This window comes from Cryobacterium sp. TMB1-7, assembly GCF_004402435.1.
GTDB classification, from domain to species: domain Bacteria; phylum Actinomycetota; class Actinomycetes; order Actinomycetales; family Microbacteriaceae; genus Cryobacterium; species Cryobacterium zongtaii.
Window position 1 is genome coordinate 113,410 of record NZ_SOFZ01000020.1, and the last position, 24,655, is coordinate 138,064.

At 64.9% G+C, this 24,655-nt stretch carries 35 protein-coding genes; 32 read left to right on the plus strand and 3 right to left on the minus strand.

Annotated features, from left to right (window positions below; genetic code table 11):
• The first annotated feature begins 8 nt into the window (after positions 1 to 8).
• The 19 genes from rplB to map all read left to right on the plus strand — a co-directional run bounded on the left by rplB (position 9) and on the right by map (position 10,586).
• Positions 9 to 848 carry a 50S ribosomal protein L2 gene (gene rplB, locus E3O60_RS07535; protein ID WP_066597631.1) on the plus strand — a complete coding sequence of 280 codons (840 nt, stop codon included), beginning with the start codon at positions 9 to 11 and terminating at the stop codon, positions 846 to 848.
• A 9-nt stretch (positions 849 to 857) separates the two neighbouring features.
• A complete protein-coding gene (gene rpsS, locus E3O60_RS07540) occupies positions 858 to 1,139 on the plus strand; it encodes a 30S ribosomal protein S19 (protein WP_066597628.1) in 282 nt (93 codons plus the stop codon).
• Positions 1,140 to 1,162: 23 nt separating this feature from the next.
• Positions 1,163 to 1,528 (plus strand): 50S ribosomal protein L22, encoded by a 366-nt coding sequence (gene rplV / locus E3O60_RS07545; protein WP_066597626.1) that lies wholly within the window; start codon positions 1,163 to 1,165, stop codon positions 1,526 to 1,528.
• Positions 1,528 to 2,292, plus strand: a complete 765-nt coding sequence (gene rpsC, locus E3O60_RS07550) for a 30S ribosomal protein S3 (protein WP_066597624.1) — start codon at positions 1,528 to 1,530, stop codon at positions 2,290 to 2,292. The genes rplV and rpsC overlap by 1 nt, the downstream gene beginning before the upstream one ends.
• Positions 2,292 to 2,711 (plus strand): 50S ribosomal protein L16, encoded by a 420-nt coding sequence (gene rplP, locus E3O60_RS07555; RefSeq protein ID WP_066597622.1) that lies wholly within the window; start codon positions 2,292 to 2,294, stop codon positions 2,709 to 2,711. The genes rpsC and rplP overlap by 1 nt, the downstream gene beginning before the upstream one ends.
• The gene (gene rpmC / locus E3O60_RS19005; RefSeq protein ID WP_066597620.1) at positions 2,711 to 3,049 is read left to right on the plus strand and encodes a 50S ribosomal protein L29; all 339 of its coding nucleotides are present in this window, start codon (positions 2,711 to 2,713) and stop codon (positions 3,047 to 3,049) included. The genes rplP and rpmC overlap by 1 nt, the downstream gene beginning before the upstream one ends.
• 2 nt (positions 3,050 to 3,051) lie before the next feature.
• Positions 3,052 to 3,345, plus strand: coding sequence for a 30S ribosomal protein S17 (rpsQ, locus tag E3O60_RS07565; RefSeq protein WP_088457175.1), 294 nt, complete (start codon positions 3,052 to 3,054; stop codon positions 3,343 to 3,345).
• Positions 3,346 to 3,378: 33 nt separating this feature from the next.
• Entirely contained in the window at positions 3,379 to 3,747 is a 369-nt protein-coding gene (gene rplN, locus E3O60_RS07570; RefSeq protein WP_066597616.1) for a 50S ribosomal protein L14, read from the plus strand.
• Between the two features lie 3 nt (positions 3,748 to 3,750).
• Positions 3,751 to 4,110, plus strand: a complete 360-nt coding sequence (gene rplX, locus E3O60_RS07575; RefSeq protein WP_088457174.1) for a 50S ribosomal protein L24 — start codon at positions 3,751 to 3,753, stop codon at positions 4,108 to 4,110.
• On the plus strand, positions 4,110 to 4,700 hold the full coding sequence (gene rplE, locus E3O60_RS07580) for a 50S ribosomal protein L5 (protein WP_088457173.1): 591 nt from the start codon (positions 4,110 to 4,112) through the stop codon (positions 4,698 to 4,700). The genes rplX and rplE overlap by 1 nt, the downstream gene beginning before the upstream one ends.
• Before the next feature lie 104 nt (positions 4,701 to 4,804).
• Positions 4,805 to 5,203, plus strand: a complete 399-nt coding sequence (rpsH, locus tag E3O60_RS07585; RefSeq protein WP_066597609.1) for a 30S ribosomal protein S8 — start codon at positions 4,805 to 4,807, stop codon at positions 5,201 to 5,203.
• Positions 5,204 to 5,209: 6 nt separating this feature from the next.
• Positions 5,210 to 5,746: a 50S ribosomal protein L6 gene (gene rplF / locus E3O60_RS07590; protein WP_088457172.1), complete on the plus strand. Its 537-nt coding sequence runs from the start codon at positions 5,210 to 5,212 to the stop codon at positions 5,744 to 5,746.
• Between the two features lie 2 nt (positions 5,747 to 5,748).
• On the plus strand, positions 5,749 to 6,120 hold the full coding sequence (gene rplR, locus E3O60_RS07595) for a 50S ribosomal protein L18 (protein ID WP_088457171.1): 372 nt from the start codon (positions 5,749 to 5,751) through the stop codon (positions 6,118 to 6,120).
• Positions 6,117 to 6,830, plus strand: coding sequence for a 30S ribosomal protein S5 (gene rpsE / locus E3O60_RS07600; protein WP_088457170.1), 714 nt, complete (start codon positions 6,117 to 6,119; stop codon positions 6,828 to 6,830). Before rplR ends, rpsE begins: the two co-directional genes overlap by 4 nt.
• Positions 6,830 to 7,012 carry a 50S ribosomal protein L30 gene (rpmD, locus tag E3O60_RS07605; protein WP_066597599.1) on the plus strand — a complete coding sequence of 61 codons (183 nt, stop codon included), beginning with the start codon at positions 6,830 to 6,832 and terminating at the stop codon, positions 7,010 to 7,012. Before rpsE ends, rpmD begins: the two co-directional genes overlap by 1 nt.
• Entirely contained in the window at positions 7,012 to 7,614 is a 603-nt protein-coding gene (gene rplO, locus E3O60_RS07610; RefSeq protein WP_088457169.1) for a 50S ribosomal protein L15, read from the plus strand. Before rpmD ends, rplO begins: the two co-directional genes overlap by 1 nt.
• Positions 7,615 to 7,716: 102 nt before the next feature.
• On the plus strand, positions 7,717 to 9,039 hold the full coding sequence (secY, locus tag E3O60_RS07615) for a preprotein translocase subunit SecY (RefSeq protein WP_088457168.1): 1,323 nt from the start codon (positions 7,717 to 7,719) through the stop codon (positions 9,037 to 9,039).
• Positions 9,036 to 9,650 carry an adenylate kinase gene (locus tag E3O60_RS07620; RefSeq protein WP_088457167.1) on the plus strand — a complete coding sequence of 205 codons (615 nt, stop codon included), beginning with the start codon at positions 9,036 to 9,038 and terminating at the stop codon, positions 9,648 to 9,650. The genes secY and E3O60_RS07620 overlap by 4 nt, the downstream gene beginning before the upstream one ends.
• 99 nt (positions 9,651 to 9,749) lie before the next feature.
• Entirely contained in the window at positions 9,750 to 10,586 is an 837-nt protein-coding gene (gene map, locus E3O60_RS07625) for a type I methionyl aminopeptidase (protein WP_240632261.1), read from the plus strand.
• Positions 10,587 to 10,675: 89 nt separating this feature from the next.
• On the opposite strand, the gene E3O60_RS07630 is transcribed toward map, so the two are convergent.
• Positions 10,676 to 11,272 (minus strand): TetR/AcrR family transcriptional regulator, encoded by a 597-nt coding sequence (locus tag E3O60_RS07630; RefSeq protein WP_134497693.1) that lies wholly within the window; start codon positions 11,270 to 11,272, stop codon positions 10,676 to 10,678.
• Positions 11,269 to 11,802: a DUF1569 domain-containing protein gene (locus tag E3O60_RS07635; protein WP_134497695.1), complete on the minus strand. Its 534-nt coding sequence runs from the start codon at positions 11,800 to 11,802 to the stop codon at positions 11,269 to 11,271. Before E3O60_RS07635 ends, E3O60_RS07630 begins: the two co-directional genes overlap by 4 nt.
• A 60-nt stretch (positions 11,803 to 11,862) precedes the next feature.
• On the opposite strand from E3O60_RS07635, the gene E3O60_RS07640 reads away from it, so the two are divergent.
• Positions 11,863 to 13,311, plus strand: coding sequence for an aldehyde dehydrogenase family protein (locus E3O60_RS07640; protein ID WP_134497697.1), 1,449 nt, complete (start codon positions 11,863 to 11,865; stop codon positions 13,309 to 13,311).
• Positions 13,312 to 13,434: 123 nt separating this feature from the next.
• On the opposite strand, the gene E3O60_RS07645 is transcribed toward E3O60_RS07640, so the two are convergent.
• Positions 13,435 to 15,366, minus strand: coding sequence for a BglG family transcription antiterminator (locus E3O60_RS07645; protein ID WP_241993226.1), 1,932 nt, complete (start codon positions 15,364 to 15,366; stop codon positions 13,435 to 13,437).
• Between the two features lie 165 nt (positions 15,367 to 15,531).
• Between E3O60_RS07645 and E3O60_RS07650 the strand changes: the two genes are divergently transcribed.
• The 12 genes from E3O60_RS07650 (at position 15,532) to rplQ (ending at position 24,257) form a co-directional block, all read left to right on the plus strand.
• Entirely contained in the window at positions 15,532 to 15,849 is a 318-nt protein-coding gene (locus E3O60_RS07650; RefSeq protein ID WP_088457162.1) for a PTS sugar transporter subunit IIB, read from the plus strand.
• 130 nt (positions 15,850 to 15,979) lie between these two features.
• Positions 15,980 to 16,246, plus strand: a complete 267-nt coding sequence (locus E3O60_RS07655; protein WP_134409466.1) for an HPr family phosphocarrier protein — start codon at positions 15,980 to 15,982, stop codon at positions 16,244 to 16,246.
• 13 nt (positions 16,247 to 16,259) lie between these two features.
• Positions 16,260 to 17,984: a phosphoenolpyruvate--protein phosphotransferase gene (gene ptsP / locus E3O60_RS07660; protein WP_134497699.1), complete on the plus strand. Its 1,725-nt coding sequence runs from the start codon at positions 16,260 to 16,262 to the stop codon at positions 17,982 to 17,984.
• Positions 17,981 to 19,438 carry a PTS mannitol transporter subunit IICB gene (locus tag E3O60_RS07665; RefSeq protein WP_088457159.1) on the plus strand — a complete coding sequence of 486 codons (1,458 nt, stop codon included), beginning with the start codon at positions 17,981 to 17,983 and terminating at the stop codon, positions 19,436 to 19,438. The genes ptsP and E3O60_RS07665 overlap by 4 nt, the downstream gene beginning before the upstream one ends.
• Positions 19,438 to 19,878, plus strand: coding sequence for a PTS sugar transporter subunit IIA (locus E3O60_RS07670; protein ID WP_088457158.1), 441 nt, complete (start codon positions 19,438 to 19,440; stop codon positions 19,876 to 19,878). The genes E3O60_RS07665 and E3O60_RS07670 overlap by 1 nt, the downstream gene beginning before the upstream one ends.
• The gene (locus E3O60_RS07675; protein WP_088457157.1) at positions 19,875 to 21,023 is read left to right on the plus strand and encodes a mannitol-1-phosphate 5-dehydrogenase; all 1,149 of its coding nucleotides are present in this window, start codon (positions 19,875 to 19,877) and stop codon (positions 21,021 to 21,023) included. Before E3O60_RS07670 ends, E3O60_RS07675 begins: the two co-directional genes overlap by 4 nt.
• Before the next feature lie 128 nt (positions 21,024 to 21,151).
• Positions 21,152 to 21,373 (plus strand): translation initiation factor IF-1, encoded by a 222-nt coding sequence (gene infA, locus E3O60_RS07680; protein WP_022883252.1) that lies wholly within the window; start codon positions 21,152 to 21,154, stop codon positions 21,371 to 21,373.
• A gap of 67 nt (positions 21,374 to 21,440) precedes the next feature.
• Positions 21,441 to 21,554 (plus strand): 50S ribosomal protein L36, encoded by a 114-nt coding sequence (gene rpmJ / locus E3O60_RS07685; protein ID WP_035834639.1) that lies wholly within the window; start codon positions 21,441 to 21,443, stop codon positions 21,552 to 21,554.
• Positions 21,555 to 21,714: 160 nt separating this feature from the next.
• Positions 21,715 to 22,089: a 30S ribosomal protein S13 gene (gene rpsM, locus E3O60_RS07690; RefSeq protein WP_066597575.1), complete on the plus strand. Its 375-nt coding sequence runs from the start codon at positions 21,715 to 21,717 to the stop codon at positions 22,087 to 22,089.
• A gap of 42 nt (positions 22,090 to 22,131) precedes the next feature.
• A complete protein-coding gene (gene rpsK / locus E3O60_RS07695) occupies positions 22,132 to 22,530 on the plus strand; it encodes a 30S ribosomal protein S11 (RefSeq protein ID WP_055821293.1) in 399 nt (132 codons plus the stop codon).
• Between the two features lie 167 nt (positions 22,531 to 22,697).
• Entirely contained in the window at positions 22,698 to 23,687 is a 990-nt protein-coding gene (locus tag E3O60_RS07700; protein WP_066597571.1) for a DNA-directed RNA polymerase subunit alpha, read from the plus strand.
• Between the two features lie 51 nt (positions 23,688 to 23,738).
• On the plus strand, positions 23,739 to 24,257 hold the full coding sequence (rplQ, locus tag E3O60_RS07705; protein WP_088457156.1) for a 50S ribosomal protein L17: 519 nt from the start codon (positions 23,739 to 23,741) through the stop codon (positions 24,255 to 24,257).
• Positions 24,258 to 24,655: the final 398 nt, after the last annotated feature.

Below are 24,655 nucleotides of genomic sequence, written 5' to 3' on the forward strand. Positions count from 1 at the left end.
AATAAGAAATGGCTATTCGTAAGTACAAGCCCACGACCCCCGGTCGTCGCGGTTCATCTGTTGCGGACTTCGCAGAGATCACCCGTTCGACGCCCGAGAAGTCGCTGCTTCGTCCGCTGTCCAAGACCGGTGGTCGTAACAACCAGGGTCGCATCACGACGCGTCACATCGGTGGTGGCCACAAGCGCCAGTACCGCGTGATCGACTTCCGTCGTAACGACAAAGACGGTGTCAACGCCAAGGTCGCTCACATTGAGTACGACCCCAACCGCACGGCGCGCATCGCGCTGCTGCACTTCATGGACGGCTCCAAGCGCTACATCATTGCGCCGAACAAGCTGAACCAGGGCGACATCGTCGAGTCGGGTGCCGGTGCTGACATCAAGCCCGGTAACAACCTGCCGCTGAAGAACATCCCCACCGGTACCATCATTCACGCCATCGAGATCCGTCCGGGTGGTGGCGCCAAGCTGGCCCGCTCCGCCGGAGTGTCGGTTCGCCTGGTCGCGAAGGATGGCATCTACGCCCAGCTGCGCCTGCCGTCCGGAGAAATCCGTAACGTCGACGCTCGCTGCCGCGCCACGATCGGTGAGGTCGGCAACGCCGAGCAGTCGAACATCAACTGGGGCAAGGCCGGCCGGATGCGCTGGAAAGGCGTTCGCCCGACCGTTCGTGGTGTTGCCATGAACCCGGTCGACCACCCGCACGGTGGTGGTGAGGGTAAGACGTCCGGTGGACGTCACCCCGTCAGCCCCTGGGGCCAGAAGGAAGGGCGCACCCGCCACCCGAACAAGGAAAGCGACAAGCTCATTGTTCGTCGCCGTACCGTCGGCAAGAAGCGTAAGTAGGAGTAGACGATGCCAAGAAGTCTTAAGAAGGGCCCCTTCGTTGACGACCACCTGCTTCGCAAGGTTGTCAAGGCGAATGAAGCCTCAAGCAAGAACGTAATCAAGACCTGGTCGCGCCGTTCGATGATCATCCCCGACATGCTCGGGCACACCATCGCGGTTCACGACGGTCGCAAGCACATCCCGGTGTTCGTCACCGAGAGCATGGTTGGGCACAAACTCGGCGAGTTTGCTCCCACCCGCACCTTCCGTGGTCACGTGAAGGATGACAAGAAGGGTCGTCGCCGCTAACGCGGTGACGTGAAGGAGGAGAAATGGTGGAGTCGATCGCACGCGTGCGTCACATCCGCGTTACCGCCCAGAAGGCCCGTCGCGTTGTCAACCTGATTCGTGGCAAGCAGGCGCACGAAGCGCTGGGAATTCTCAAGTTCGCGCCGCAGGGCGCGTCCGACCCCGTGTACAAGCTGGTCGAATCGGCCATCGCGAACGCACGGGTCAAGGCCGATGCTGCGAACGAGTTCCTGGACGAACAGGATCTGTTCATCTCCCAGGCATTCGTCGACGAGGGCACGACGCTCAAGCGTTTCCAGGCCCGCGCACAGGGTCGCGCATTCCAGATCAAGAAGCGTACGAGCCACATCACTGTTGTGCTCGCCACTCCTGAGGAGGGTACGAAGTAATGGGTCAGAAAGTAAACCCGTATGGCTTCCGTCTGGGAATCACGACCGACCACGTGTCGCGTTGGTTCTCTGACAGCACGAAGCCGGGCCAGCGTTACAGCGACTTCGTCGCTGAAGACGTCAAGATCCGCCGCCTGTTGAGCACCAGCCTCGACCGCGCCGGCGTGTCCCGCATCGAGATCGAGCGCACCCGCGATCGTGTCCGTGTCGACATTCACACCGCCCGTCCGGGCATCGTGATCGGTCGTCGCGGCGCGGAAGCAGAGCGCATCCGGTCCGACCTTGAAAAGCTCACCGCCAAGCAGATCCAGCTGAACATCCTCGAGGTCAAGAACCCCGAGCAGGATGCACAGCTCGTCGCGCAGGGCATTGCAGAGCAGCTCTCCGCTCGTGTGGCTTTCCGCCGCGCGATGCGTAAGGGCCTGCAGGGCGCCCAGCGCGCCGGCGCCAAGGGTGTTCGCATCCAGGTGTCCGGTCGTCTCGGTGGCGCTGAGATGAGCCGTTCGGAGTTCTACCGCGAAGGTCGTGTGCCGCTGCACACCCTGCGCGCGAACATCGACTACGGCTTCTACGAAGCCAAGACCACCTTCGGCCGCATCGGCGTGAAGGTCTGGATCTACAAGGGCGACATCACCAACAAGGAACTCGCTCGTGAGCAGGCCAACGCTAAGTCGTCCCGCCCCGAGCGTCGTGACGACCGTCCCCGCCGTGCGCCTCGCGCAGAGGGCGCGGCTCCGGTTGCAGCAGGAGTTGAGGCTAAATAATGTTGATTCCCCGCAGAGTTAAGCACCGCAAGCAGCACCACCCCGGCCGTACCGGCCACGCAACCGGTGGTACCACTGTTTCGTTCGGCGAGTATGGCATTCAGGCCCTCACCCCCGCGTACGTGACCAACCGTCAGATCGAGTCCGCTCGTATCGCCATGACGCGTCACATCAAGCGTGGCGGCAAGGTCTGGATCAACATCTACCCGGACCGCCCGCTCACCAAGAAGCCTGCCGAAACCCGCATGGGTTCCGGTAAGGGTTCGGTCGAGTGGTGGGTCGCGAACGTCAAGCCGGGCCGCGTGCTCTTCGAGCTTTCCGGTGTCTCTGACACCGTTGCTCGCGAAGCGCTCACCCGTGCAATTCACAAGCTGCCCCTCAAGGCACGCATCATCAAGCGCGAGGAGGGCGACGCATAATGGCGATCGGATCCAAGGAGCTCGCCTCAGTCGAGCTCGACACCTTTGAAAACGAACGACTGTTCGACGAGCTGAAGAAGGCCAAGGAAGAGCTGTTCAACCTGCGCTTCCAGTCGGCCACCGGCCAGCTCGAAAGCCACGGCCGCCTTCGCGCGGTCAAGCGGGACATTGCACGCATCTACACGGTTCTCCGTGAGCGCGAGCTGGGCATTCGTGCCACTCCCGTCGCAGTCGAGGCTCCGGCCAAGGCTGAGAAGAAGACGACCAAGAAGGCCAAGGCCAAGGACGCATCCACGGATGCTCCCGAGGCTGACGCCGTCGAGACGAAGGAGGCCTAATCATGGCGAAGACTGACGAAACGGTCGTCCCCGCCGAGGCTCTCGTGCGCGGCTACCGCAAGACGATGCGTGGTTACGTGACCAGCGACAAGATGGATAAGACCATCGTTGTCGAGGTCGAAGACCGCGTGAAGCACCCCCTGTACGGCAAGGTCATCCGCCGTACGTCCAAGCTGAAGGTTCACGACGAGGCGAACACCGCCGGCGTCGGCGACCTGGTCCTGATCAGCGAAACTCGCCCGCTGAGCGCTACCAAGCGCTTCCGCCTGGTCGAGATTCTCGAGAAGGCCAAGTAAGCCTCGCGCTTACTTGATAGAAGGAGTTAGAAAGTGCTTCAGCAAGAATCACGACTCAAAGTTGCCGACAACACCGGTGCCAAGGTCCTGTTGACGATCCGCGTTCTCGGTGGCTCCGGCCGTCGTTACGCCGGACTGGGTGACGTTATCGTCGCCACCGTCAAGGACGCCATCCCGGGCGGCAACGTCAAGAAGGGTGACGTCGTCAAAGCCGTCATCGTTCGCGTCAAAAAGCAGACCCGTCGTCCAGACGGCTCGTACATCAAGTTCGATGAGAACGCCGCAGTGATCTTGAAGGCTGACGGAGACCCCCGTGGTACCCGTATCTTCGGACCGGTCGGTCGCGAACTCCGCGACAAGAAGTTCATGAAGATCATTTCGTTGGCACCGGAGGTTATCTAAATCATGGCCAGAATCAAGAAGGGTGACCTCGTAGAGGTCATCACCGGCCGCACCCAGGCTCGCGGCGGAGACCGTGGCAAGCAGGGTCGTGTGCTCGAGGTACAGGTCGAGAAGAACCGCGTCCTGATCGAAGGAATCAACTTCGTCAAGAAGCACGTTCGCGTCGGCCAGACCCAGCGCGGCTCCAAGACCGGCGGCATCGAGACTGTGGAAGCATCGATTCACGCTTCCAACGTCGCGCTCGTCGACCCGGAGACCAAGAAGCCGACCAAGGTCGGGTTCCGTCTCGAAGAGGTAACGAAGGACGGCGTCACCAAGACGGTCCGCGTTCGTTACGCCAAGAAGTCAGGTAAGGACCTCTAATGACTGACATCGCAACCGAGGGCGCAAAGCCCGTCGTTCTGCCGCGTCTCAAGCAGAAGTATCGCGAAGAGATCTCCCTGCAGCTCGCCAAGGACCTGGGTTTCACCAACGTCCACCAGGTACCCAACCTGACGAAGATCATCGTCAACATGGGTGTCGGCGAGGCAGCACGCGACGGCAAGATCATGGATGGCGCCGTCGCCGACCTCACCAAGATCACCGGCCAGAAGCCGCAGGTCACCAAGGCACGCAAGTCCATCGCGCAGTTCAAACTGCGTGAAGGACAGCCCATTGGCACGCACGTCACACTTCGTGGCGACCGCATGTGGGAGTTCCTCGACCGGCTGCTCAGCCTCGCCCTGCCCCGTATCCGCGACTTCCGCGGCCTCTCGGACAAGCAGTTCGACGGCGCCGGCAACTACACGTTCGGTCTCACGGAGCAGGTCATGTTCCACGAGATCGACCAGGACCGGATCGACCGTGTTCGCGGTATGGACATCACTGTTGTGACGACCGCCAAGAACAACGACGAGGGTCGCGCGCTGCTCAAGGCGCTCGGCTTCCCGTTCAAGACGGCCGAGAACTCCTAAACTAGCTATACCCCGGGGGCCGGACAACCGTTCGGCCCCCTCCACCACCACAGGTCGTCATCCGTGTAACGGGTGCACGAAACCAGGCGAGAAAGGCACCACAAATGACAATGACAGATCCGGTCGCAGATATGCTGACCAGACTGCGCAACGCTAACTCGGCGTACCACGACACAGTGTCGATGCCGCACAGCAAGCTCAAGGCGCACATCGCAGACATCCTCAAGGCACAGGGTTACATCTCTGCCTGGGATGTCAAGGATGCAGAGGTCGGAAAGACCCTCACGCTGAACCTCAAGTTCGGCCCCAACCGCGAGCGTTCCATCGTCGGCATCAAGCGGGTTTCCAAGCCCGGCCTGCGCGTGTACGCAAAGTCGACTGAGATCCCCACGGTTCTCGGCGGCCTCGGCGTTGCCATCCTGTCCACCTCCAGCGGTCTGCTCACCGACCGCCAGGCTGAGAAGAAGGGCGTAGGCGGAGAAGTTCTCGCCTACGTGTGGTAGCCGACAATGTCACGTATTGGAAGACTTCCGATCGAGATCCCCGCGGGTGTCACGGTCGAAGCTAACGGCCAGGCCGTTAGCGTCAAGGGTCCGAAGGGTGAGCTCGCGCTCACCGTCGCCAACCCCATCGAGGTTCAGGTCACCGATGGCCAGGTTCTGGTCACGCGTCCCGACGACGAGCGCGCTTCGCGTTCGCTGCACGGACTGACCCGTACCCTGATCGCCAACCAGATCATCGGGGTCACCGTGGGTTACACCAAGGGACTCGAGATCGTCGGTACCGGTTACCGCGTTGCGCAGAAGGGCACCTCCGTTGAGTTCGCCCTTGGCTTCTCGCACCCGGTCCTCATTGAGCCGCCCGTTGGTATCTCCCTGACCGTCGAGGGCGTTAACAAGCTCACGGTCAGCGGTATCGACAAGCAGGCCGTCGGTGAGGTTGCCGCAAACATCCGTAAGATTCGCAAGCCTGAGCCCTACAAGGGTAAGGGTGTGCGTTACGCCGGCGAGATTGTTCGCCGCAAGGCCGGAAAGAGTGGTAAGTAACCATGGGTCTCGGAACTAGAGGAAAAAGCAAGTCGGCTGCCCGCGGACGCAGGCACGCACGTCTTCGCAAGAAGATCGAGGGGACCGCGCTTCGTCCGCGTCTCGTCGTCACCCGCTCGGCTCGCCACGTATTCGTGCAGGTCGTTGACGACAGCAAGGGTTTCACCCTCGCGTCGGCGTCGACTCTCGAAACCGGTCTGCGCACCTTCGATGGTGACAAGACCGCCAAGGCGCACAAGGTCGGCGAGCTCGTCGCCGAGCGCGCCAAAGCCGCCGGTATCGAAGCCGTCGTATTTGACCGTGGTGGCAGCAAGTACGCAGGACGCGTCGCAGCCATCGCCGAAGGAGCCCGAAAGGGAGGGTTGGACCTGTGAGCACTGAATCCAGTAGCACCGCAGCAGCGAAGGAAGCTGACGTCGTCACTGAAGTTCCGGTGGAAACCGCAGCTTCGACCACGCCGCCGCAGAACGAGCCTCGTGAGGCTCGCCGTGGTGGCCGTGAGCGCAGCCCGAACCGTGAGCGCGGAAGCCGTGACGCCGAGAAGAGCCAGTTCCTCGAGCGCGTCGTCACGATCAACCGTGTTTCCAAGGTCGTCAAGGGTGGTCGTCGCTTCAGCTTCACCGCTCTGGTCGTCGTCGGAGACGGTAACGGCCTGGTTGGCGTTGGTTACGGTAAGGCCCGTGAGGTCCCGACCGCAATCAGCAAGGGCGTCGAGGAAGCGAAGAAGAACTTCTTCCGCGTTCCCCGCGTCGGCCTGACCATCCCGCACCCCGTTCAGGGTGAAGCAGCTGCCGGAGTCGTTCTTCTCCGTCCGGCCGCAGCAGGTACCGGCGTTATCGCCGGTGGCCCGGTGCGCGCCGTACTCGAATGCGCCGGCATCCACGACGTTCTGAGCAAGTCGCTCGGTTCGTCGAACACCATCAACATCGTGCACGCCACGGTGGAGGCCCTGCACCAGCTCGAAGAGCCTCGTGCAGTCGCGGCTCGCCGTGGCCTTCCCTACGAAGACGTGGCTCCGGCCCGTTTTCTGCGTGCCGACGCGGCTGCAGCAGCAGCCGCCGCAAGCGCGAAGGCAGGTGCCTAATGGCTCAGCTGAAGATTACGCAGATCAAGTCCAAAATTAGTGAGAAGCAGAACCAGCGCGACACACTGCGCAGCCTGGGCCTGCGTCGCATTGGCGCCGTCACGATCCGCGAGGACAACTCGCAGAACCGTGGCTACGTCAACACCGTTGCTCACCTTGTGAAGGTCGAGGAGATTGACTAATGGCTGACGAGAAGGAAGCTACCGAGAAGGTAGCAACCAAGCCCGCCGCTAAGAAGGCCGCCGCCCCCAAGGCGACGACCACGAAGGCTGCTGCAGCCAAGGCTCCGGCCAAGACTGTTGCCGCTAAGAAGGCCGCCGCGCCGACTGAGCCCACTGAGGTCCGTCCGCAGGTACTGAAGGTGCACCACCTTCGTCCCGCGCCCGGATCGAAGAAGGACAAGCAGCGCGTTGGCCGTGGTGAAGGATCCAAGGGTAAGACCGCGGGTCGTGGAACCAAGGGCACCAAGGCGCGCTACACCGTGCGTATCGGCTTCGAGGGTGGGCAGATGCCGCTGCACATGCGCACCCCGAAGCTGCGCGGGTTCAAGAACCCGTTCCGCGTCGAGTACCAGGTTGTAAACCTGGAGCGCCTCGCCGAGCTGTACCCGACCGGCGGCGATGTAACCATCGCTTCACTGGTCGCCAAGGGTGCCGTTCGCGACAACGAGAAGGTCAAGGTTCTCGGCAATGGTGACATTGCGGTTAAGCTGACTGTTGCAGTCGATAAGGTCTCCCGCTCAGCAGAGCAGAAGATCGTCGCAGCAGGTGGCTCGATCAAGTAGTAAGACCCGTAGACGAGATCGAGCTTGTCGAGCCTGCCCAGCGATTAAAGCGCTGGTGCTGACTCGGCAAGCTCGTTCTTTGTTACTAACTGGAGGCCTTTTTTGTTTAGCGCCATTGCGCGGATATTCCGCACGCCGGACCTTCGTAAGAAGATCGGGTTCACCCTGGGCATCGTCGCCCTGTTCCGTCTGGGCTCGTTCATCCCCGCCCCGTTCGTGGACTTCGGCAACGTGCAAGCCTGTCTTGCAGCGAACCAGGGAACGAGCGGCCTCTACGAGCTCGTGAACCTGTTCAGCGGTGGCGCCCTGCTGCAGCTGTCAGTCTTCGCGCTGGGGATCATGCCGTACATCACGGCCTCCATCATCGTGCAGCTGCTGCGCGTGGTGATCCCACACTTCGAGACCCTCTACAAGGAGGGTGCGGCGGGCCAGTCCAAGCTCACGCAGTACACCCGGTACCTCACCATCGCCCTGGGCATCCTGCAGTCGACCACGCTGATCACCGTGGCCCGCAGCGGCGCCCTGTTCGGCACCTCGGCCTCCTCCGAGTGCTCCCAGCTGCTCACCAACGACGCCTGGTACGCCATCATGCTGATGGTCATCACCATGACCGCCGGTACCGGCGTGATCATGTGGATGGGTGAGATGATCACCGAGCGCGGCATCGGCAACGGAATGTCGCTGCTGATCTTCACGTCGATCGCTGCCCAGTTCCCCAACTCGCTGATCTCCATCGCCCAGCAGAAGGGCATCGAGATCTTCCTGGTCGTCCTCGCGATCGGCCTCGTGGTCGTAGCGGGTGTGGTTTTCGTCGAACAGTCGCAGCGCCGCATCCCGGTGCAGTACGCCAAGCGCATGGTGGGTCGCCGTACCTACGGCGGCAACAACACCTACATCCCGATCAAGGTGAACATGGCCGGCGTTGTGCCCGTCATCTTCGCATCGTCGCTGCTGTACCTGCCGGCCCTGATCGCCCAGTTCAACCAGCCCGCCGCCGGCGAGACGCCGCAGGCTTGGGTCACCTGGGTCACCAACAACCTCACACAGGGCAGCCACCCGCTGTACATGGCGTTCTACTTCCTGCTCATCGTGGGCTTCACCTACTTCTACGTCGCGATCACCTTCAACCCTGAAGAGGTCGCCGACAACATGAAGAAGTACGGCGGCTTCATCCCCGGCATCCGTGCCGGCCGGCCCACCGCCGAGTACCTCGACTACGTGCTCACCCGCGTGACTCTGCCCGGTGCTCTCTACCTCGGCCTCATCGCGCTGATCCCGCTGATCGCGTTCTCGCTGATCGGCGCCGACCAGAACTTCCCGTTCGGTGGCGCCAGCCTCCTGATCATCGTCGGCGTCGGCCTGGAGACGGTCAAGCAGATCGACTCCCAGCTGCAACAGCGCCACTACGAAGGGCTCCTGCGATGACCCGTCTTCTCGTGATCGGACCCCCCGGGGCCGGCAAGGGCACTCAGGCCGTGCGCCTGGCCGAAGCCTTCGGCATTCCCGCCATCTCCACCGGCGATATCTTCCGTCACAACGTGAAGACCGAAACCGAGCTGGGCCTGAAGGTCAAGGCGTTCATCGAGGCCGGCAAGTACGTGCCCGACTCGCTGACCAACGAGATCGTCGCCGACCGCCTCCAGGAGCCGGATGCCCGTGGTGGTTTCCTGCTCGACGGCTACCCGCGCACCACCGACCAGGTGCTCGAGCTCGACCGCCTGCTCGACGCCGAAGGCACCTCGCTCGACGCCGTGGTGCAGATCGTCGCGGACACCGACGAGGTCGTCGCCCGGCTGCTCAAGCGGGCCGCCGAGCAGGGCCGCGCGGATGACACCGCCGAGGTCATCCGGCACCGTCTCGACGTCTACGAAGAGCAGACCGCACCGCTCATCGACCTGTACGACAAGCGCGGCGTCGTGGTCACCATCGACGGCCTCGGTGCCGTCGACCAGGTCACCGACCGTATCGTGGCCGCGCTGGCCGAACGCGGTCTGCACGCCGTCGGTCCCACCGACGCCGTGGCGGCATCCGTCTAGATTTGCTGTGATGGGGCGTCGGCTTCGGTCGGCGCCCTTTCGTTTTCTCACCCGGGCGCTCTCCGGCGCCGGCTCCGTACGACGACTTAGTTTGCAGGTATGACCGTGGCCCTTCGCCGCTCCATCTACAAGTCCCCGGCGCAGATGCGCCTGATGCTGGCCCCCGGCCTGGCGACCGCTGCGTCGCTCGTGGCGGCGCGGGAAGCCATGCAGGTGGGCGTCACTACCCTCGAGCTGGATGCCGCCGCTGAGGCGGCCATCGTGGCGTTGGGCGGCCGGCCCAACTTCAAGCTCGAGCAGGGCTACTTCCACACGGTGTGCGCCTCGGTGAACGACGACGTGGTGCACGGCATCCCCAATGGTCGAGTGCTCGGTGCCGGCGACATCGTGTCAATCGACAGTGGCGCGATCATCGACGGCTGGAACGGCGACGCGGCATTCACCTTCGTGCTGCCGGACCCGTCGCGGCCCGAGCTCGTCGCCGAGCGCGAGGAACTCTCGCGGGTGACCGAGCAGTCGCTCTGGCACGGCATCGCCCGCCTGGCCGAGGCGCGGCACCTCAACGAGGTCGGCGAGGCCATCGAGGACTACATCGAATCGCAAGGCAGCTACGGGATCCTCACCGACTACGTGGGCCACGGCATCGGCAAGTCGATGCACGAGGCACCGCCGGTGTTCAACTACCGGGTGCGCCAGAAGGGCCCGGACGTGAAGCCCGGCCTGGTCGTGGCGATCGAGCCGATGGTGGTGCTCGGCGACATCGAGACCTACACCCGTGACGATGACTGGACCGTCGCCACCAGCGACGGCAAGGCTGCCGCGCACTGGGAGCACAGCGTCGCCGTGCACAAGGACGGCATCTGGGTGCTCACCGCCGAAGACGGCGGCGCCGCGGGCCTGGCCCAGTTCGGCATCACCCCCACCCCGCCGGCCTAGCCTCCCTCGCGTCTCGTAACTGTGCCCGAAGCGGACATTTGCGCCCGGTACGCCGGCCGCACTTGTCCGCTTCGGGACCAGTTGGTGGGCTAAATCGCGGTGGGCAGGGTGGCCCGGATGGCGGCTGCGAGGTGCGCCGGGACCAGGCGGGCCACCGCGGCGGGGCCGTCGGCTCGCAGGAGCAGCGGGGTCGTGACGAGGGCGATGGCGAGCTTTGCCGCATCCTGCGCGTTGTAGCCCGGCTGAATCTCGCCTCGGGCCATCGCGCGGTCGAGGATCGCCGCGATGTGCGTCTCGGTGGCACCGACGATTTCGCGCTCGATGATCTCCGCGATGGCGGGGTCGTGCGCGGCCTGGCCGACCAGGGACTTGAGTACGATGCCGAGGTCGCCGCTGAGCGCGGTGATCTTGTTGCCGAGGAGCGCGGTCAGGTCGCCATCGAGCGAACCGGTGTCGTCGCCACTGAGATAGTCGGCCACGATCGTGCGGGCAGCGGATGCGACGAGCTCTTCCTTGGTAGCCCACCGGCGGTACAGCGACGCCGTGGAGACCCCGGCCCGCCGAGCGATGGCCGAGGTGGTGAGGGCGCCGTAGCCGTGCTCGGCCAGCAGCAGGGTAGTGGCGGCGACCACGGCGTCGTCGACCCTGGCATCCATCGGGCGGCCGCGGGGGACTGCGGTGATCATCGGGCCGGGGTGGCGGGCTGGGGTGCGGCGGGCGCATCCGCGCCGGGCAGGTGCTCGCGCAGGTGCTGGGTTTGCAGGTTGGCCACCTGGGCCTTGGTGCAGCGGCCGTAGGTGGGGTGCGGCTGGAGGTCGCCGGTGAAGGCGACGAGCGCGTTCACCGCGGTGCGGAGCACGGCGACAGCGGCAAGGTCGGGCATTGCGGGGTCGAGCTCCGGGGCGCCGGAGACCGGGGCAGAGAGGTTGTGCCGCATGGCTCCGCGACGCAGGAAGAGGTGCTTGACGGCTCGGCCCACCGTGACCCGCAGTGAGACGGGCGCGAGGTGCGGGTAGCCCGTCATGGAGTAGCCGATGCTCTGCGCCGCATGCTGCGCGGTTTCGGAGAAACTGTACGTGCCGCGGGGGCTGAGCAGGGCCGCCCCCGAACCCTGCTGGCGCACCCGCGACTCGAGGGTGTCGACGAAGGTGACGAGTGCGGCGAGCGACGAGGGCGCATCCGGGATATCAGTGGAAGAAGTGAACGGTGAGGACATGCACTCGAAAATACTCCCTTTAAGAAACGAAAGCGAACTGTTTCGTAATAGGCTGTCGGCATGACCTCTAGTCTCGCATTCGCCGACCCGACCGTCGTGAACCTACCGACAGGCGCACCCACTGACACGGCCGTAGTTGCCGTGCAGCGGATGCGCGACGGTTTCGACTCCGGCCGCACCCGGCCGGTCGCCTGGCGGCGCGCTCAGCTACGCGCGTTACGCCGGCTGCTGGTGGAGAACCGGGCGGAGCTGCGGGACGCCCTGTACGCCGACCTGCGGAAGAGCCCGACCGAGGCCGACCTCACCGAAATCGGTATTCTGGTGCGCGAGATCGACCACACCCTCAAGCATCTCGGGCGCTGGCTGCGGCCGCGCCGGGTGCCGGTGCCGCTGGTGGTGCTGCCCTCCACCGCGCAGATCGTGCGCGAACCGCTGGGCGTGGTGACCGTGATCGCGCCGTGGAACTACCCGGTTCAGTTGCTGTTTGCGCCGCTGATCGGAGCTCTGGCCGCCGGCAATACCGTTGTACTCAAGCCGAGCGAACTGGCCGTGGCCACGTCTTCGTTGATCGCCCGGTTGGTGCCGACATACCTCGACCGCGACGCCGTGGCCGTGGTCGAAGGCGGAGTGCCCGAGACTACCGAGCTGCTCGCCCAGCGGGTGGACCATATCTTCTATACCGGCAACGGCACGGTGGGGCGGATCGTGCTGCGGGCCGCCGCGTTGCATCTCACCCCGGTCACCCTGGAGCTCGGCGGGAAGTCGCCGGTGTGGGTGGACGACACCGCCGACCTGGCCAGCGCAGCTCGGCGGATCGCCTGGGGTCGCTTCGTGAACGCCGGGCAGACCTGCGTGGCGCCGGACTACCTGCTGACCACCCCCGCGGTGGCGGCGCGGCTGGAGCCGCTGCTGGTGAGCGCTATCGCCGAGCTGTACGGCGCCGACCCGCGGGCGAGCAGAGACTACGGCCGCATTGTCAATGTCCGGCAGTTCAACCGGTTGGCCGGGATGCTCGACCAGGGTCGTCTGGTGACCGGCGGGCTGGTGGACGCGGCCGAGCTCTATATCGCCCCGACGATTCTCGCCGACGTGGACGTGGCCTCACCGGTGATGACCGAGGAGATCTTCGGGCCGATCCTGCCGATCGTGACAGTGTCGGGACTGGACGAGGCGATCGCGTTCATCACCGCGCGGGAGAAGCCGCTCGCGCTGTACGCGTTCACCCGCAGCCGTGCGGTGGCGCGGGCCCTGCTCACACGAACGTCCTCCGGCGGGGTAGGGATCGGGGCGCCGATGTCGCACCTCGCGGTTCCCGGCCTGCCGTTTGGCGGGGTGGGTGCCAGCGGCATGGGCAGCTACCACGGGGAGCGGTCGGTGGCCCAGTTCAGTCATGAGAAGTCGGTGCTGCGTACGCCGGCGCATCCGGATGTGCTCGGCCTGGTGGCCGCGCCGTACGTGCGCCGCCGTACCCGTCTCGTGCGCCGCCTGGTCTCCACCCTCCGCCCCTAAGCTCCCTCGCCCCGACCGACAGCCCTGGCTAACTGTTGCCCATGCGGACAAATGCGCCCGGTGTGCCGGGCGCATTTGTCCGTTTCGGTAACAGTTGGCCGTGGAGCGGGAGAACGAGCGGGGCTAGGCGTCCATGACGTGGACCAGCTCGTCGATGAAGGACGCGAAGTCGACGGAGCGCTTGATCAAGCGCTGCACCTCGAGGCGGTCGGAGAACACCTCCACGAACTGGTCGAAGACCGCCTGGAAGGTGCTGCGGCCGGCGGCGCTGAAGGCGATCAGTGCGACCACGTTCACCCGGTTGTCGCCCCAGTCCATCGGGGCGTCGTTGATCACGATGGCGATCGAGGTCTGCTGGGCGCTCATCGCCATGGCGTGCGGCACGGCGAGGTTGTCGGTGAACGCGGTGGATGACATCAGCTCCCGCTCGATGGCGCCGTCCACGTAGCTCTGATCGATGATGCCCCGCGCCATCATGCGCTCGCCCAGCGCGGTGATCATCGCCGTCTCGTCCGGGGCGTAGAAGTTGCGCGAGAACAGAGACTCGTCGAAGAACTGCAGCAGGTCGTCCTTCAGACGCGCGCGCCGGCGCATCCGTCGCACCCGGCTGGCCTGCTGGCGGATGCGGTCGATGTCGTTCTGAGTGAGGAACGGCTGGATCACAATGACCCCGTCGGCGTGCAACTGCGGGTCGATGGTGGTGAGCACCAGATCGGCGTCGAGAGCGTCCCAGTCCACATCGGAACGGGTGATCACCGCGACGACCTCGAGGTCGTCGCCGAGCACCCGTTCGATGCGTTCGCGCAACAGCACGTGCATGTCGTAGTAGTTGGGGCACACTATCGCGCAGGTCACCAGCTCCACACGGCGCACCTGCTGCTCGAGATGCGCGCCCACGTGCATGGCGATGTAGGCGATCTCGTCGTCGTTGATCACGATCTGCTCGGCGCGCTGCAGTTGGCTGGCGATGTACACGGCCAGCTCGTAGATCAGCGGATACGAGGTCTTGATCGACCGGGTGAGCGGGTTGCGGGAGTACGACTTGTCGTGTGCCCGGTTGATCAGGTTGCGCACGTGCAGGGTCAGCCGCACGATGAAGTCGTCGTCGTCGAGGTCGACGAGGTACTCCCGGCTGGCCCGGTCCACGATGGCGCGCATCATCGCGAGCTCCTCCGGCCGCACGTAGCTTTCGATGAGGGTCTCGGCCGGCTGGTCGTGGCCGGGGGTGATCACCCGGGTGGTCAGCAGGAACGCCAGATAGGCGAGGTCACCGCTGCCCAGGCGCACGTCGAAGTGCTTCGTGATCAGGCCGGACAACGAGGTGGCGAGCTCCGACGGCGGTTCGGCGACGGCCGGGGCGGGGGAGAGGTGCTTGGTGACCCTGTCGATCGCGATGGCCACGTGCAGCAACACATTGTTGATGCCGTACTCGTTGACGAAGTAGCCCTGGCCGTCGAGCAGCTCGATGAGGTCGGTCTTGAACGCGCCCAGGCTGTCGGCGCCGGCCTGCCCGGAGGTGAACTCGCGCTGGATGGTCTCCAGGTCGATCATGCCGCGGGCGCTCTCCTCGCGGAACATCCGGCTGAGCAGCCGGCGCCGGTCCGTCTCCGAGCCGGTGAGGGTGACCACGCTGCCGTGCCGCACTAGCGTCAGGCCGCTGTCGGGCAGCATCAGCCGCACCCGGGCCAGGTCGGCCTCCACCGTGGAGTCGCTGACGAAGTTCTCCGCGGCCAGCTCGTAGACGTCCAGCCCGGCGGGCGATTCGGTGAGCCGCCGCACCAGGCTGGACAGCCGTTGCTGCGGGGTGTCCGCATCCGTTTCGCGCGGCTTGGACCGGTGCTGGGCGGTGAAGCTGGCGAACTCGTCGCGGTTGAGCCTGTAGCCGGCGGTGCCGGATTCGATGACGGTGAGCGGATGCGCGGCCGCCTTCACCGCCGTGACATAGCTGCGCACACTGCGCGGGGTAACCCCCAGGCGGTCAGCAAGTTCGCCTGCCGTGATCCAGCTGGATGTCTGGGACAGGAAGTCCAGCATCCGCGTCTGTTTATCACTCATCGTGCGCAACTCCATCGTCTCAAGAGTAGTCAAGCAGAGTGCGAGCCCGGCACGGTAGGACCCCGACGTGTTTCCGCACCCTGCGGAAAAGGGTCTGGTGGCGCCGCAAGTCCGAAGAGAGGACAGTAAGTGTTGAATTCAAAGATCGATGAAAGGAAAGAATCAATGAAGATTCTCATCGTGTGTGGTGCCGGAGCGTCCAGCGCATTCGTGGCGCACAGGCTGCGGGTCACCGGCAAGGAACGTGGGCTCACCCTCGCGGTCGTCGCCGGTAGCGAAGGGGATCTCCCGTCCTCGCTCGACACCATTGACGTACTCCTGGTCGGTCCCCACCTCGCCCCCCGCTTCGAGCGCATCAGCGCCCAAGCGAAAGAGCGCGGCGTGGGCGTGGCACTGCTGCCCGACTCGGTGTTCTCGGCGCGTGACGGCGTCGTGGCACTTGATCTGGCCGTGGATGCCGAACACGAACGGTCGTGGGTCTGACTTCGCAGGTCACCCGCACCGTTCCATCCGTTATTTGTTGTGCCGGCCGCCGCCGGCTGCCCGCACGAAGCCGGGACCTCGACTGAGGCCCCGGTGACACTCCCACACGTTGGAAAGGCAGGCGCGACACATGGTCGAACGCACCGTACAGATCGGATCGACGCACGGGCTGCACGCGCGCCCCGCGAAACTCTTCACGAAGGCCGCCGCCGCCGCGGGAACCCCGGTCACCCTGCAGAAGGGCGACGGCAAGCCGGTCAATGCCGCCAGCATCCTCGGCGTCATCTCGCTGGGCATCAACCACGGTGACAGCGTCACCCTCGCCACCGACGGCGACAATGCCGACACCGTGCTCGACGGCCTCGTCGAGCTCCTCCTCACCGACCACGACGCCTAGGCGGGACGCGCACATGATTGAGCTTCAGGGCATCGGGATCGGCCAGGGCGTCGCCATCGGCCGGGTCCTGCGCATGCCCGCACCGTTGCCGGAGCCGCTCAGCACCCGCAGCACCCTCGACCCGGATGCCGAACTGGCCCGGGCGACCGCGTCGATGCACACCGTCGCCGAAGACCTCGAAGCCCGGGGCGAACGCGCCGGCGGCACCGCCCAGGAGGTGCTCGAGGCCCAGGCCATGATGGCTGAGGACCCCACCCTCCTCGAGGAGGTCACCGCCCGGCTGCACAAGCACCAGACCGCTGAACGCGCCGTGTTCGAGGCCTTCGCCGTCTTCCGCGACCAGATGCTGGCCCTCGGCGGCTACCTTGGTGAGCGCGCCGCCGACCTCGACGACGTGGCCCAGCGGGTCATCGCGGACCTCGGCGGCCTGCCCGCGCCGGGTGTGCCGGACCCCGAAGAGCCCTTCGTGCTCGTCGCCCACGACCTCGCCCCCGCCGACACGGCCCTGCTCAACCTCGACAAGGTGCTCGGCCTGATCACCATCGACGGTGGACCCACCTCGCACACCGCCATCCTGGCCCGGGAGAAGTCGATCACCGCGATCGTGGGCACCCACGCCGCCGCGCAGCTCGCCGACGGCGACGAGGTCATCATCGACGCCGCCAACGGCATCGTGCTCGTGGCCCCCACCGCGAAGCAGCTCGCAGAGGCCCGCGCCCGCATCGCCGCCCGCGAAGCCCGCGCGCTGGCCCCGATCGGCCCCGGCCGGCTCAAGGACGGCACGCCTGTGCCGCTGCTGGCCAACCTCGGTTCGGCGGATGGCGCCGCCAAGGCCGTCGCCCTCGGCGCCGAAGGTGTGGGCCTGTTCCGCACCGAGTTCCTCTTCCTCGACTCCACCTCCGCGCCCACAGTGACGCAGCAGCGTGAGCAGTACGAGCGGATGCTGCGCGCCTTCCCCGGCCAGAAGGTCGTGGTGCGGGCGCTCGACGCCGGCGCCGACAAGCCCCTGGCGTTCCTCAACGACGCCGTCGAGGAGAACCCCGCCCTGGGCCTGCGCGGCCTGCGTGCCCTTCGTGCCAGCGAGGACATCATGCGGGAGCAGCTCACCGCCCTCGCCGAAGCCGACGCGGCCACCGACGCGGACCTCTGGGTGATGGCGCCGATGGTGTCCACCGTGGAAGAGACCGTGTATTTCACCGCCCTCGCCCACGAGCTGGGTCTGAAGACCGCCGGGGTCATGGTCGAGGTGCCGAGCGCGGCACTGCTCGCCAACCACATCCTGGCGCACGCCGACTTCGCCTCCATCGGCACCAATGACCTGACCCAGTACACGCTGGCGGCCGACCGGATGCTCGGCAGCGTCGCCGCGTTCCAGGACCCGTGGCACCCCGCGGTGCTTCGCCTGGTGGGCGAGGTCGGCGCCGCCGGCGCGAGCCTCGGCAAGCCCGTCGGTGTCTGCGGCGAGGCCGCGGCTGACCCGCTGCTGGCCGTGGTGCTCGTGGGCCTCGGCGCCACCACCCTGTCGATGTCGGCGTCAGCCCTCGCCGACGTTCGGGCCTCCCTGGCCGACTTCACACTCGAGCAGGCCCGGCACCTCGCCGACGCCGCTCTGTCCGCCGACGGCGCAGCATCCGCTCGCGCCGCGGCAACCGTAATCGCACACAGCTACACCAGCACCGCCCCCACCGGCACGGGCCCTACCGTGCTTGCAACCCCCGAGAGAGGTATACAGAAATGACAACGACGTCTGTCACCGAGAAGAAGGGCGCGAGGGTCCACGTACAGGCCTTCGGCACCTTCCTGAGCGGCATGATCATGCCCAACATCGCGGCGTTCATCGCGTGGGGCATCATCACCGCCTTCTTCATCCCCACCGGCTGGACCCCGAACGAGACCTTGGTCACGCTCGTCGACCCGATGATCTTGTACCTACTGCCGTTGCTGATCGCCAACACCGGTGGCCGGATGGTCTACGGCACCCGCGGTGGAGTGATCGCCTCGATCGCCACCATGGGTGTCATCGTGGGCAGCTCGATCCCGATGTTCATCGGCGCCATGATCGTCGGCCCGCTGTCCGCATGGATCCTGATGAAGGTCGACAAGATCTGGGCCGGCAAGATCCGCCCCGGCTTCGAGATGCTGGTGGACAACTTCTCCGCTGGTATCCTCGGCTTCGCCCTGGCCCTGGGTGCGTTCTTCGGAATCGCCCCGCTGGTCACCGGCCTGAGCGCCTTCCTCGAGATGATCGTGGACTGGCTCATCGTCAACGGCCTGCTGCCGATCGCGTCGATCTTCATCGAACCGGGCAAGATCCTCTTCCTCAACAACGCCATCAACCACGGTGTGCTCACCCCCATCGGTGTGCAGCAGGTCCAGGAGTCCGGCAAGTCCATCCTGTTCCTGCTCGAGGCGAACCCCGGCCCGGGCCTGGGCATCCTGCTCGCGTTCTCGTTCTTCGGCGTCGGCCTGGCCCGCGCGAGTGCACCCGGCGCGATCATCATCCAGTTCCTCGGTGGCATCCACGAGATCTACTTCCCGTACGTGCTGATGAAGCCGATGATGGTGCTCGCCGCCATCGGTGGCGGCATGACCGGTGTTGCCGTGAACGTCGCTTTCCAGACCGGCCTCCGCGCCCCCGCCTCGCCCGGCAGCATCATCGCCGTGCTGGCGCAGACCCCGGCAACCGACTTCATCGGCGTCATCCTCTCGGTCATCGCTTCAGCCGGTGTCTCGTTCGCGATCGGTGGTGTCATCCTCCGCGCCAGCCGCAAGAAGGACCTCGCCGCTGAGAACGACAACGAACTGGCCGCCGCGATCGCCAAGACCGAAGCCAACAAGGGCAAGTCCAGCTCCATTCTGGGCAACCTCGGCGCCTCGGCCACGACCGGTTCCGCAGTGAAGAACATCGTCTTCGCCTGCGACGCCGGCATGGGCTCCAGCGCCATGGGCGCCTCGGTGCTGCGCAACAAGATCAAGAAGGCCGGCATTGAAGGGGTCACGGTGACCAACCAGGCCATCGCGAACCTCGACGGCACCGCCGACCTCGTGATCACCCACCAGGACCTGACGGACCGCGCCCGCGGCAAGAGCCCCAAGTCGGTTCACGTCTCGGTGGACAACTTCATGAACAGCCCGAAGTACGACGAGGTCGTGCAGTCCCTCCAGGGCACCAACGAAGGAGTGACCAAGTAATGACCCAGAGCATTCTGGAACCGCAGAACGTGGTGGCCGCGGGTGCGGCCACCACGCGGGACGAGGCCATCCGTGAGGCCGGTGCCCTGTTGGTCGCCGCCGGAGCGGTGAAGCAGGAGTACGTCGACTCGATGTTCGAGCGCGAAAACTCCGTCTCGACCTACATGGGCAACTTCCTGGCGATCCCGCACGGCACCAACGACGCGAAGGAGTCGATTGTACGATCGGCTCTCTCGCTGGTGCGGTACGCGGAGCCGATCGATTGGGACGGCCAGCCCGTCAAGTTCGCGGTCGGCATCGCCGGCCTGAACAACGAACACCTGGAGATCCTCTCCAAGATCGCCGTCGTCTTCTCCGACGAGGACGAAGTACAGAAATTGATCGACGCTGGTTCGCAGGACGAGATCTTCGCCCTGCTCGAGGAGGTAAACGCAGAATGAAAGCCATTCACTTCGGCGCGGGCAACATCGGCCGCGGCTTCGTAGGTCTCCTGCTCCATGAGGCCGGTTATGAGGTTGTCTTCGCCGATGTGAATGGCCCTCTCATTGAGGCGCTGCAGCAGGCGCCGTCCTACACCGTGCACGAGGCGGGGGAGACCCCCACCGACAAGGTGGTCGACAACTTCCGCGCCCTCAACAGCGCCACTTCCGAGGCCGATCTCATCAACGAGATCGCCACGGCGGATGCTGTCACCACCGCTGTGGGTCCCACCGTGCTGCGGTTCGTGGCCCCGGTCATCGCGGCGGGTCTGGCCCGCCGCGAGGCCGGGTTGCCCCCGCTGGCCGTGATGGCCTGCGAGAACGCGATCAACGCCACCGATGTGCTCGCCGAGCAGGTCTGGGCGAACGTGCCAGAGGGTGACCGCGCGGCCCTGAAAGGCCGGGTGGCCTTCGCCAACACCGCCGTGGACCGCATCGTTCCCGGCCAATCGAAGGATGCCGGCATCGACGTCACCGTCGAGGCCTTCTACGAGTGGGTCATCGAAAGCCCCGCATTCGGCTCCGCCCCGCCATCGATTCCCGGCGCCACGTTCGTGGAGGACCTCGCGCCCTACATTGAGCGCAAGCTCTTCACCGTGAACACCGGACACGCCACCGTCGCCTACCTCGGCACCCAGGCCGGCGTCTCCAAGCTCTCCGACGCGCTTCTGGTGCCGTCGGTCGCGGATGGTGCCCGCCGGGTACTCGAAGAGACCAGCGCCCTCCTGGTGGCCAAGCACGGCCTCGACGAGGCCACCCAGCGCGCTTACCGGGAGAAGATCCTCGGCCGGTTTGCGAACCCGTCGCTGCCGGACACCGTCGAACGAGTCGGCCGTCAGCCGTTGCGCAAGCTCAGCAGGCACGAACGTTTCATCGGCCCGGCCGCCGAGATCGCCGAACGGGGCACCCGCCCGGTGGCGCTGCTGGAGGCGATTGCCGCGGCCCTCCGCTTCGACGTCGCCGACGACGAGCAGAGTGTTGAGCTGCAGCGGATGCTCGCCACCGACTCCGCCGAGACCATCGTGGCGAACGTGTGCGGGCTTGAGGCCACGCATCCGCTCTACGCCGACGTGCTCGCGGTCGTGGCAGCGGCGACCAGATTATAGGGATGAATTGCCAAAGGGCAATCGCATAGCATAGGATAAATCCTTGGTGTCTAGCACTGCCTTTACTGGCGTGTCTGGAGGCCACAATCCCGCAAGACCAGCAACCAATACTTTAGCGATAGTGAGTTATGGCCAAAAAAGACGGTGTCATCGAGATCGAGGGCGCAGTAGTCGAAGCTCTTCCCAACGCGATGTTTCGCGTTGAGTTGACCAACGGCCACAAAGTTCTTGCCCACATTTCGGGCAAGATGCGTCAGCACTACATCCGCATCCTTCCTGAGGACCGTGTGATCGTGGAACTGAGCCCTTACGACCTGACCCGCGGTCGGATCGTATACCGCTACAAGTAAGCGTTGCTGTAAGTAACGGCCTGCGGCATTCCGTGGGTACGAAGACAGCGATTACAAGGACACACCCATGAAGGTCAAGCCCAGCGTCAAGAAGATCTGTGACAAGTGCAAGGTCATCCGCCGTAACGGCAACGTGATGGTCATCTGCGAGAACCCGCGTCACAAGCAGCGTCAGGGCTAGGTCTCGACACGCTCGACCAGCGATGGTCGTTCTCGAGATCCACGCACGACACAACTAAATACATAGCAGTGCCGGGAACCCTTCGGGGGGACACCATCGGTTGGAGGCCGATGCACAGGTGCTGCTACAGACCTCCACTCATCCCACAGGAGAAGCCACAATGGCACGTCTAGCCGGCGTAGACATTCCGCGCGATAAGCGCGTGGAAGTTGCACTTACTTACATTTTCGGTGTTGGCCGTACGAGGGCACTCAAGACCCTCGCCGACGTCGAGATCGATGGAAACATTCGCGTCAAGGACCTGACTGACGAGCAGCTCGTCCAGCTCCGCGACTACATCGAAGGAACCTTCAAGATCGAGGGTGACCTTCGCCGTGAGATCGCCGCTGACATCCGCCGCAAGGTCGAGATCGGTAGCTACGAAGGTATTCGTCACCGCAAGGGCCTGCCCGTTCGCGGCCAGCGCACCAAGACCAACGCTCGTACCCGCAAGGGCCCGAAGCGCACCGTAGCCGGCAAGAAGAAGGCGCGCTAGGCCTCGCCTAGCCCGTCACGCCTCTAGGATTCAGGAGAAATCATGGCAGCACCAAAGTCGGCCGTACGGAAGCCGCGTAAGAAAGAAAAGAAGAACATTGCTGTGGGCCAGGCCCACATCAAGAGCACCTTCAACAACACCATCGTCTCGATCACCGACACCACCGGTGCGGTCATCAGCTGGGCGTCCTCAGGTGGAGTTGGCTTCAAGGGTTCGCGCAAGTCGACCCCGTTCGCCGCTCAGCTGGCTGCAGAGTCTGCAGCTCGCCAGGCCCAGGAGCACGGCATGAAGAAGGTTGACGTCTTCGTCAAGGGACCGGGTTCGGGCCGCGAAACGGCTATCCGTTCGCTGCAGGCCGCTGGCCTCGAAGTTGGTTCGATCAACGACGTGACGCCCCAGGCCCACAACGGTTGCCGTCCCCCGAAGCGCCGCCGCGTTTAATTCCTTTCAGTGACTGGCGATTGGGCTTGTCTGGGTCGAAAGATCCGGGCAGGCTCACTCGCCGTTCACCGCGACAGGGCCGCTTCTCGCGGGCCCGTCGAGACTCACAATTTCACAACTCGCCACTAAGTGTCATATAGCGGACACTTCGCCGAAAGGAATCAATAGTGCTTATTGCACAGCGCCCCACGCTCACCGAAGAGAACATCTCGGAGTTCCGGTCCCGGTTCGTCATCGAACCCCTCGAGCCCGGCTTCGGCTACACCCTCGGTAACTCGATGCGCCGCACCCTGCTTTCCTCGATTCCCGGCGCTGCTGTCACCAGCATCCGCATCGATGGAGTGCTTCACGAATTCAGCACCGTTCCCGGGGTCAAGGAAGATGTCACCGAGATCATCCTGAACATCAAGGGCCTGGTCATCTCCAGCGAGCACGACGAGCCGATCACCGCGTACCTGCGCAAGCAGGGCTCCGGCCAGGTCACGGCCGCCGACATCTCGGCTCCGGCCGGCGTCGAGGTTCACAACCCCGAGCTCGTCATCGCGACCCTGAACGACAAGGCCAAGTTCGAACTCGAACTGACCATCGAGCGTGGCCGTGGTTACGTGTCGGCTACCCAGAACCGCAACGAGTACTCCGAGGCCGGCCAGATTCCGGTCGACTCGATCTACTCGCCGGTTCTCAAGGTGACCTACCGTGTCGAGGCAACTCGTGCCGGTGAGCGCACTGACTTCGACCGCCTCGTCGTTGACGTGGAGACCAAGTCGGCTATCTCGCCCCGCGACGCCATCGCATCCGCCGGTCGCACGCTGACCGAGCTGTTCGGTCTGGCCCGCGAGCTGAACACCGCTGCTGAGGGCATTGAGATCGGCCCCGCGCCGGTCGACGCCGTCCTCTCCACCGAGCTGTCCGTGCCGATCGAAGACCTCGATCTGTCCGTGCGCTCGTACAACTGCCTCAAGCGCGAAGGCATCAACAACGTCAGCGAACTGGTCGCCCTCTCGGAGACCCAGCTGATGAACATCCGCAACTTCGGTCAGAAGTCGGTGGATGAGGTCAAGGACAAGCTCGTAGAGCTCGGCCTGTCGCTGAAGGATTCTGTGCCCGGCTTTGACGGTGCGCACTTCTACAGCGGTTACGACGAAGAAACCATCTAAGGCTCGTCGTTCCTCGACGCCTTTCGACTTTGATACTGGAGATTACCGATAATGCCTAAGCCCACTAAGGGAGCCCGTCTCGGTGGCGGACCGGCGCACGAGCGCCTCATGCTCGCGAACCTGGCTGCCGCCCTGTTCACCCACAAGTCCATCAAGACGACCGAGACGCGCGCCAAGCGCCTGCGTCCGGTTGCCGAGCGCCTGGTGACTTTCGCCAAGCGTGGCGACCTGCACGCTCGTCGTCGCGTTCTCGCGACGATCGGCGACAAGACCGTCGTGCACGAGCTCTTCACCGAGATCGCGCCCCAGGTTGCGCTGCGCGATGGCGGCTACACCCGCATCACGAAGCTCGGCTTCCGCAAGGGCGACAACGCCTCCATGGTGCAGATGGAGCTCGTTCTCGAGCCCGTTTCGCCCAAGGTGAAGTCGAACAAGGCCTCCGCAGCGAAGGCGTCCGCGCCCGTCGCCGAGGAGACCCCGGTTGAGGCTGAGACCGTCGAAGCTGAGACTGTTGAAGCCGAGACCGTTGAGGCCGACGCTGCTGACGCATCCGCTGAGGAAGCCAAGTAACACCAGCTTCACTCGCTGTACCTGAAAGGGCCCGACTTCGGTCGGGCCCTTTTTGTGTGCCCGAGGATAGTGCTGGAGGCGCCCGCTTCGGCTCGATGCACCCCCTGCGGCTGGATGCGCCCGCTATAGCGGGCGCGCTCGGCCACACGAGGTGCGGTGATGGCGTGCCGGCTGGGAACGCAGGGTCGATGGCGGTGTGGTGGCTGCGCCGGAGGTACGCGGGGCAGGCGCCGCTATGCGCCTGGCGCGCCACCCGCATGGCGGCGCCTTGCCCGCACACCTCGAGAGGCCCGCTCGCATGCCTCGAGCGGCCCCGCCGCATGCCTCCAGAGGCCCGTCCGCATGCCTCGAGATGTCCCGCCCGCATGCCTCGAGGTGCGTCGCCCACATGCCTCGAG

Bases quoted from the DNA above. Each gene is read 5' to 3' on its own strand.
- rplB (WP_066597631.1), top strand. From the start codon at position 9: ATGGCTATTCGTAAGTACAAGCCCACGACCCCCGGTCGTCGCGGTTCA.
- rpsS (WP_066597628.1), top strand. From the start codon at position 858: ATGCCAAGAAGTCTTAAGAAGGGCCCCTTCGTTGACGACCACCTGCTT.
- rplV (WP_066597626.1), top strand. From the start codon at position 1,163: ATGGTGGAGTCGATCGCACGCGTGCGTCACATCCGCGTTACCGCCCAG.
- rpsC (WP_066597624.1), top strand. From the start codon at position 1,528: ATGGGTCAGAAAGTAAACCCGTATGGCTTCCGTCTGGGAATCACGACC.
- rplP (WP_066597622.1), top strand. From the start codon at position 2,292: ATGTTGATTCCCCGCAGAGTTAAGCACCGCAAGCAGCACCACCCCGGC.
- rpmC (WP_066597620.1), top strand. From the start codon at position 2,711: ATGGCGATCGGATCCAAGGAGCTCGCCTCAGTCGAGCTCGACACCTTT.
- rpsQ (WP_088457175.1), top strand. From the start codon at position 3,052: ATGGCGAAGACTGACGAAACGGTCGTCCCCGCCGAGGCTCTCGTGCGC.
- rplX (WP_088457174.1), top strand. From the start codon at position 3,751: ATGGCCAGAATCAAGAAGGGTGACCTCGTAGAGGTCATCACCGGCCGC.
- rplE (WP_088457173.1), top strand. From the start codon at position 4,110: ATGACTGACATCGCAACCGAGGGCGCAAAGCCCGTCGTTCTGCCGCGT.
- rpsH (WP_066597609.1), top strand. From the start codon at position 4,805: ATGACAATGACAGATCCGGTCGCAGATATGCTGACCAGACTGCGCAAC.
- rplF (WP_088457172.1), top strand. From the start codon at position 5,210: ATGTCACGTATTGGAAGACTTCCGATCGAGATCCCCGCGGGTGTCACG.
- rplR (WP_088457171.1), top strand. From the start codon at position 5,749: ATGGGTCTCGGAACTAGAGGAAAAAGCAAGTCGGCTGCCCGCGGACGC.
- rpmD (WP_066597599.1), top strand. From the start codon at position 6,830: ATGGCTCAGCTGAAGATTACGCAGATCAAGTCCAAAATTAGTGAGAAG.
- rplO (WP_088457169.1), top strand. From the start codon at position 7,012: ATGGCTGACGAGAAGGAAGCTACCGAGAAGGTAGCAACCAAGCCCGCC.
- E3O60_RS07620 (WP_088457167.1), top strand. From the start codon at position 9,036: ATGACCCGTCTTCTCGTGATCGGACCCCCCGGGGCCGGCAAGGGCACT.
- map (WP_240632261.1), top strand. From the start codon at position 9,750: ATGACCGTGGCCCTTCGCCGCTCCATCTACAAGTCCCCGGCGCAGATG.
- E3O60_RS07630 (WP_134497693.1), bottom strand. From the start codon at position 11,272: ATGATCACCGCAGTCCCCCGCGGCCGCCCGATGGATGCCAGGGTCGAC.
- E3O60_RS07635 (WP_134497695.1), bottom strand. From the start codon at position 11,802: ATGTCCTCACCGTTCACTTCTTCCACTGATATCCCGGATGCGCCCTCG.
- E3O60_RS07640 (WP_134497697.1), top strand. From the start codon at position 11,863: ATGACCTCTAGTCTCGCATTCGCCGACCCGACCGTCGTGAACCTACCG.
- E3O60_RS07645 (WP_241993226.1), bottom strand. From the start codon at position 15,366: ATGAGTGATAAACAGACGCGGATGCTGGACTTCCTGTCCCAGACATCC.
- E3O60_RS07650 (WP_088457162.1), top strand. From the start codon at position 15,532: ATGAAGATTCTCATCGTGTGTGGTGCCGGAGCGTCCAGCGCATTCGTG.
- E3O60_RS07655 (WP_134409466.1), top strand. From the start codon at position 15,980: ATGGTCGAACGCACCGTACAGATCGGATCGACGCACGGGCTGCACGCG.
- ptsP (WP_134497699.1), top strand. From the start codon at position 16,260: ATGATTGAGCTTCAGGGCATCGGGATCGGCCAGGGCGTCGCCATCGGC.
- E3O60_RS07665 (WP_088457159.1), top strand. From the start codon at position 17,981: ATGACAACGACGTCTGTCACCGAGAAGAAGGGCGCGAGGGTCCACGTA.
- E3O60_RS07670 (WP_088457158.1), top strand. From the start codon at position 19,438: ATGACCCAGAGCATTCTGGAACCGCAGAACGTGGTGGCCGCGGGTGCG.
- E3O60_RS07675 (WP_088457157.1), top strand. From the start codon at position 19,875: ATGAAAGCCATTCACTTCGGCGCGGGCAACATCGGCCGCGGCTTCGTA.
- infA (WP_022883252.1), top strand. From the start codon at position 21,152: ATGGCCAAAAAAGACGGTGTCATCGAGATCGAGGGCGCAGTAGTCGAA.
- rpmJ (WP_035834639.1), top strand. From the start codon at position 21,441: ATGAAGGTCAAGCCCAGCGTCAAGAAGATCTGTGACAAGTGCAAGGTC.
- rpsM (WP_066597575.1), top strand. From the start codon at position 21,715: ATGGCACGTCTAGCCGGCGTAGACATTCCGCGCGATAAGCGCGTGGAA.
- rpsK (WP_055821293.1), top strand. From the start codon at position 22,132: ATGGCAGCACCAAAGTCGGCCGTACGGAAGCCGCGTAAGAAAGAAAAG.
- rplQ (WP_088457156.1), top strand. From the start codon at position 23,739: ATGCCTAAGCCCACTAAGGGAGCCCGTCTCGGTGGCGGACCGGCGCAC.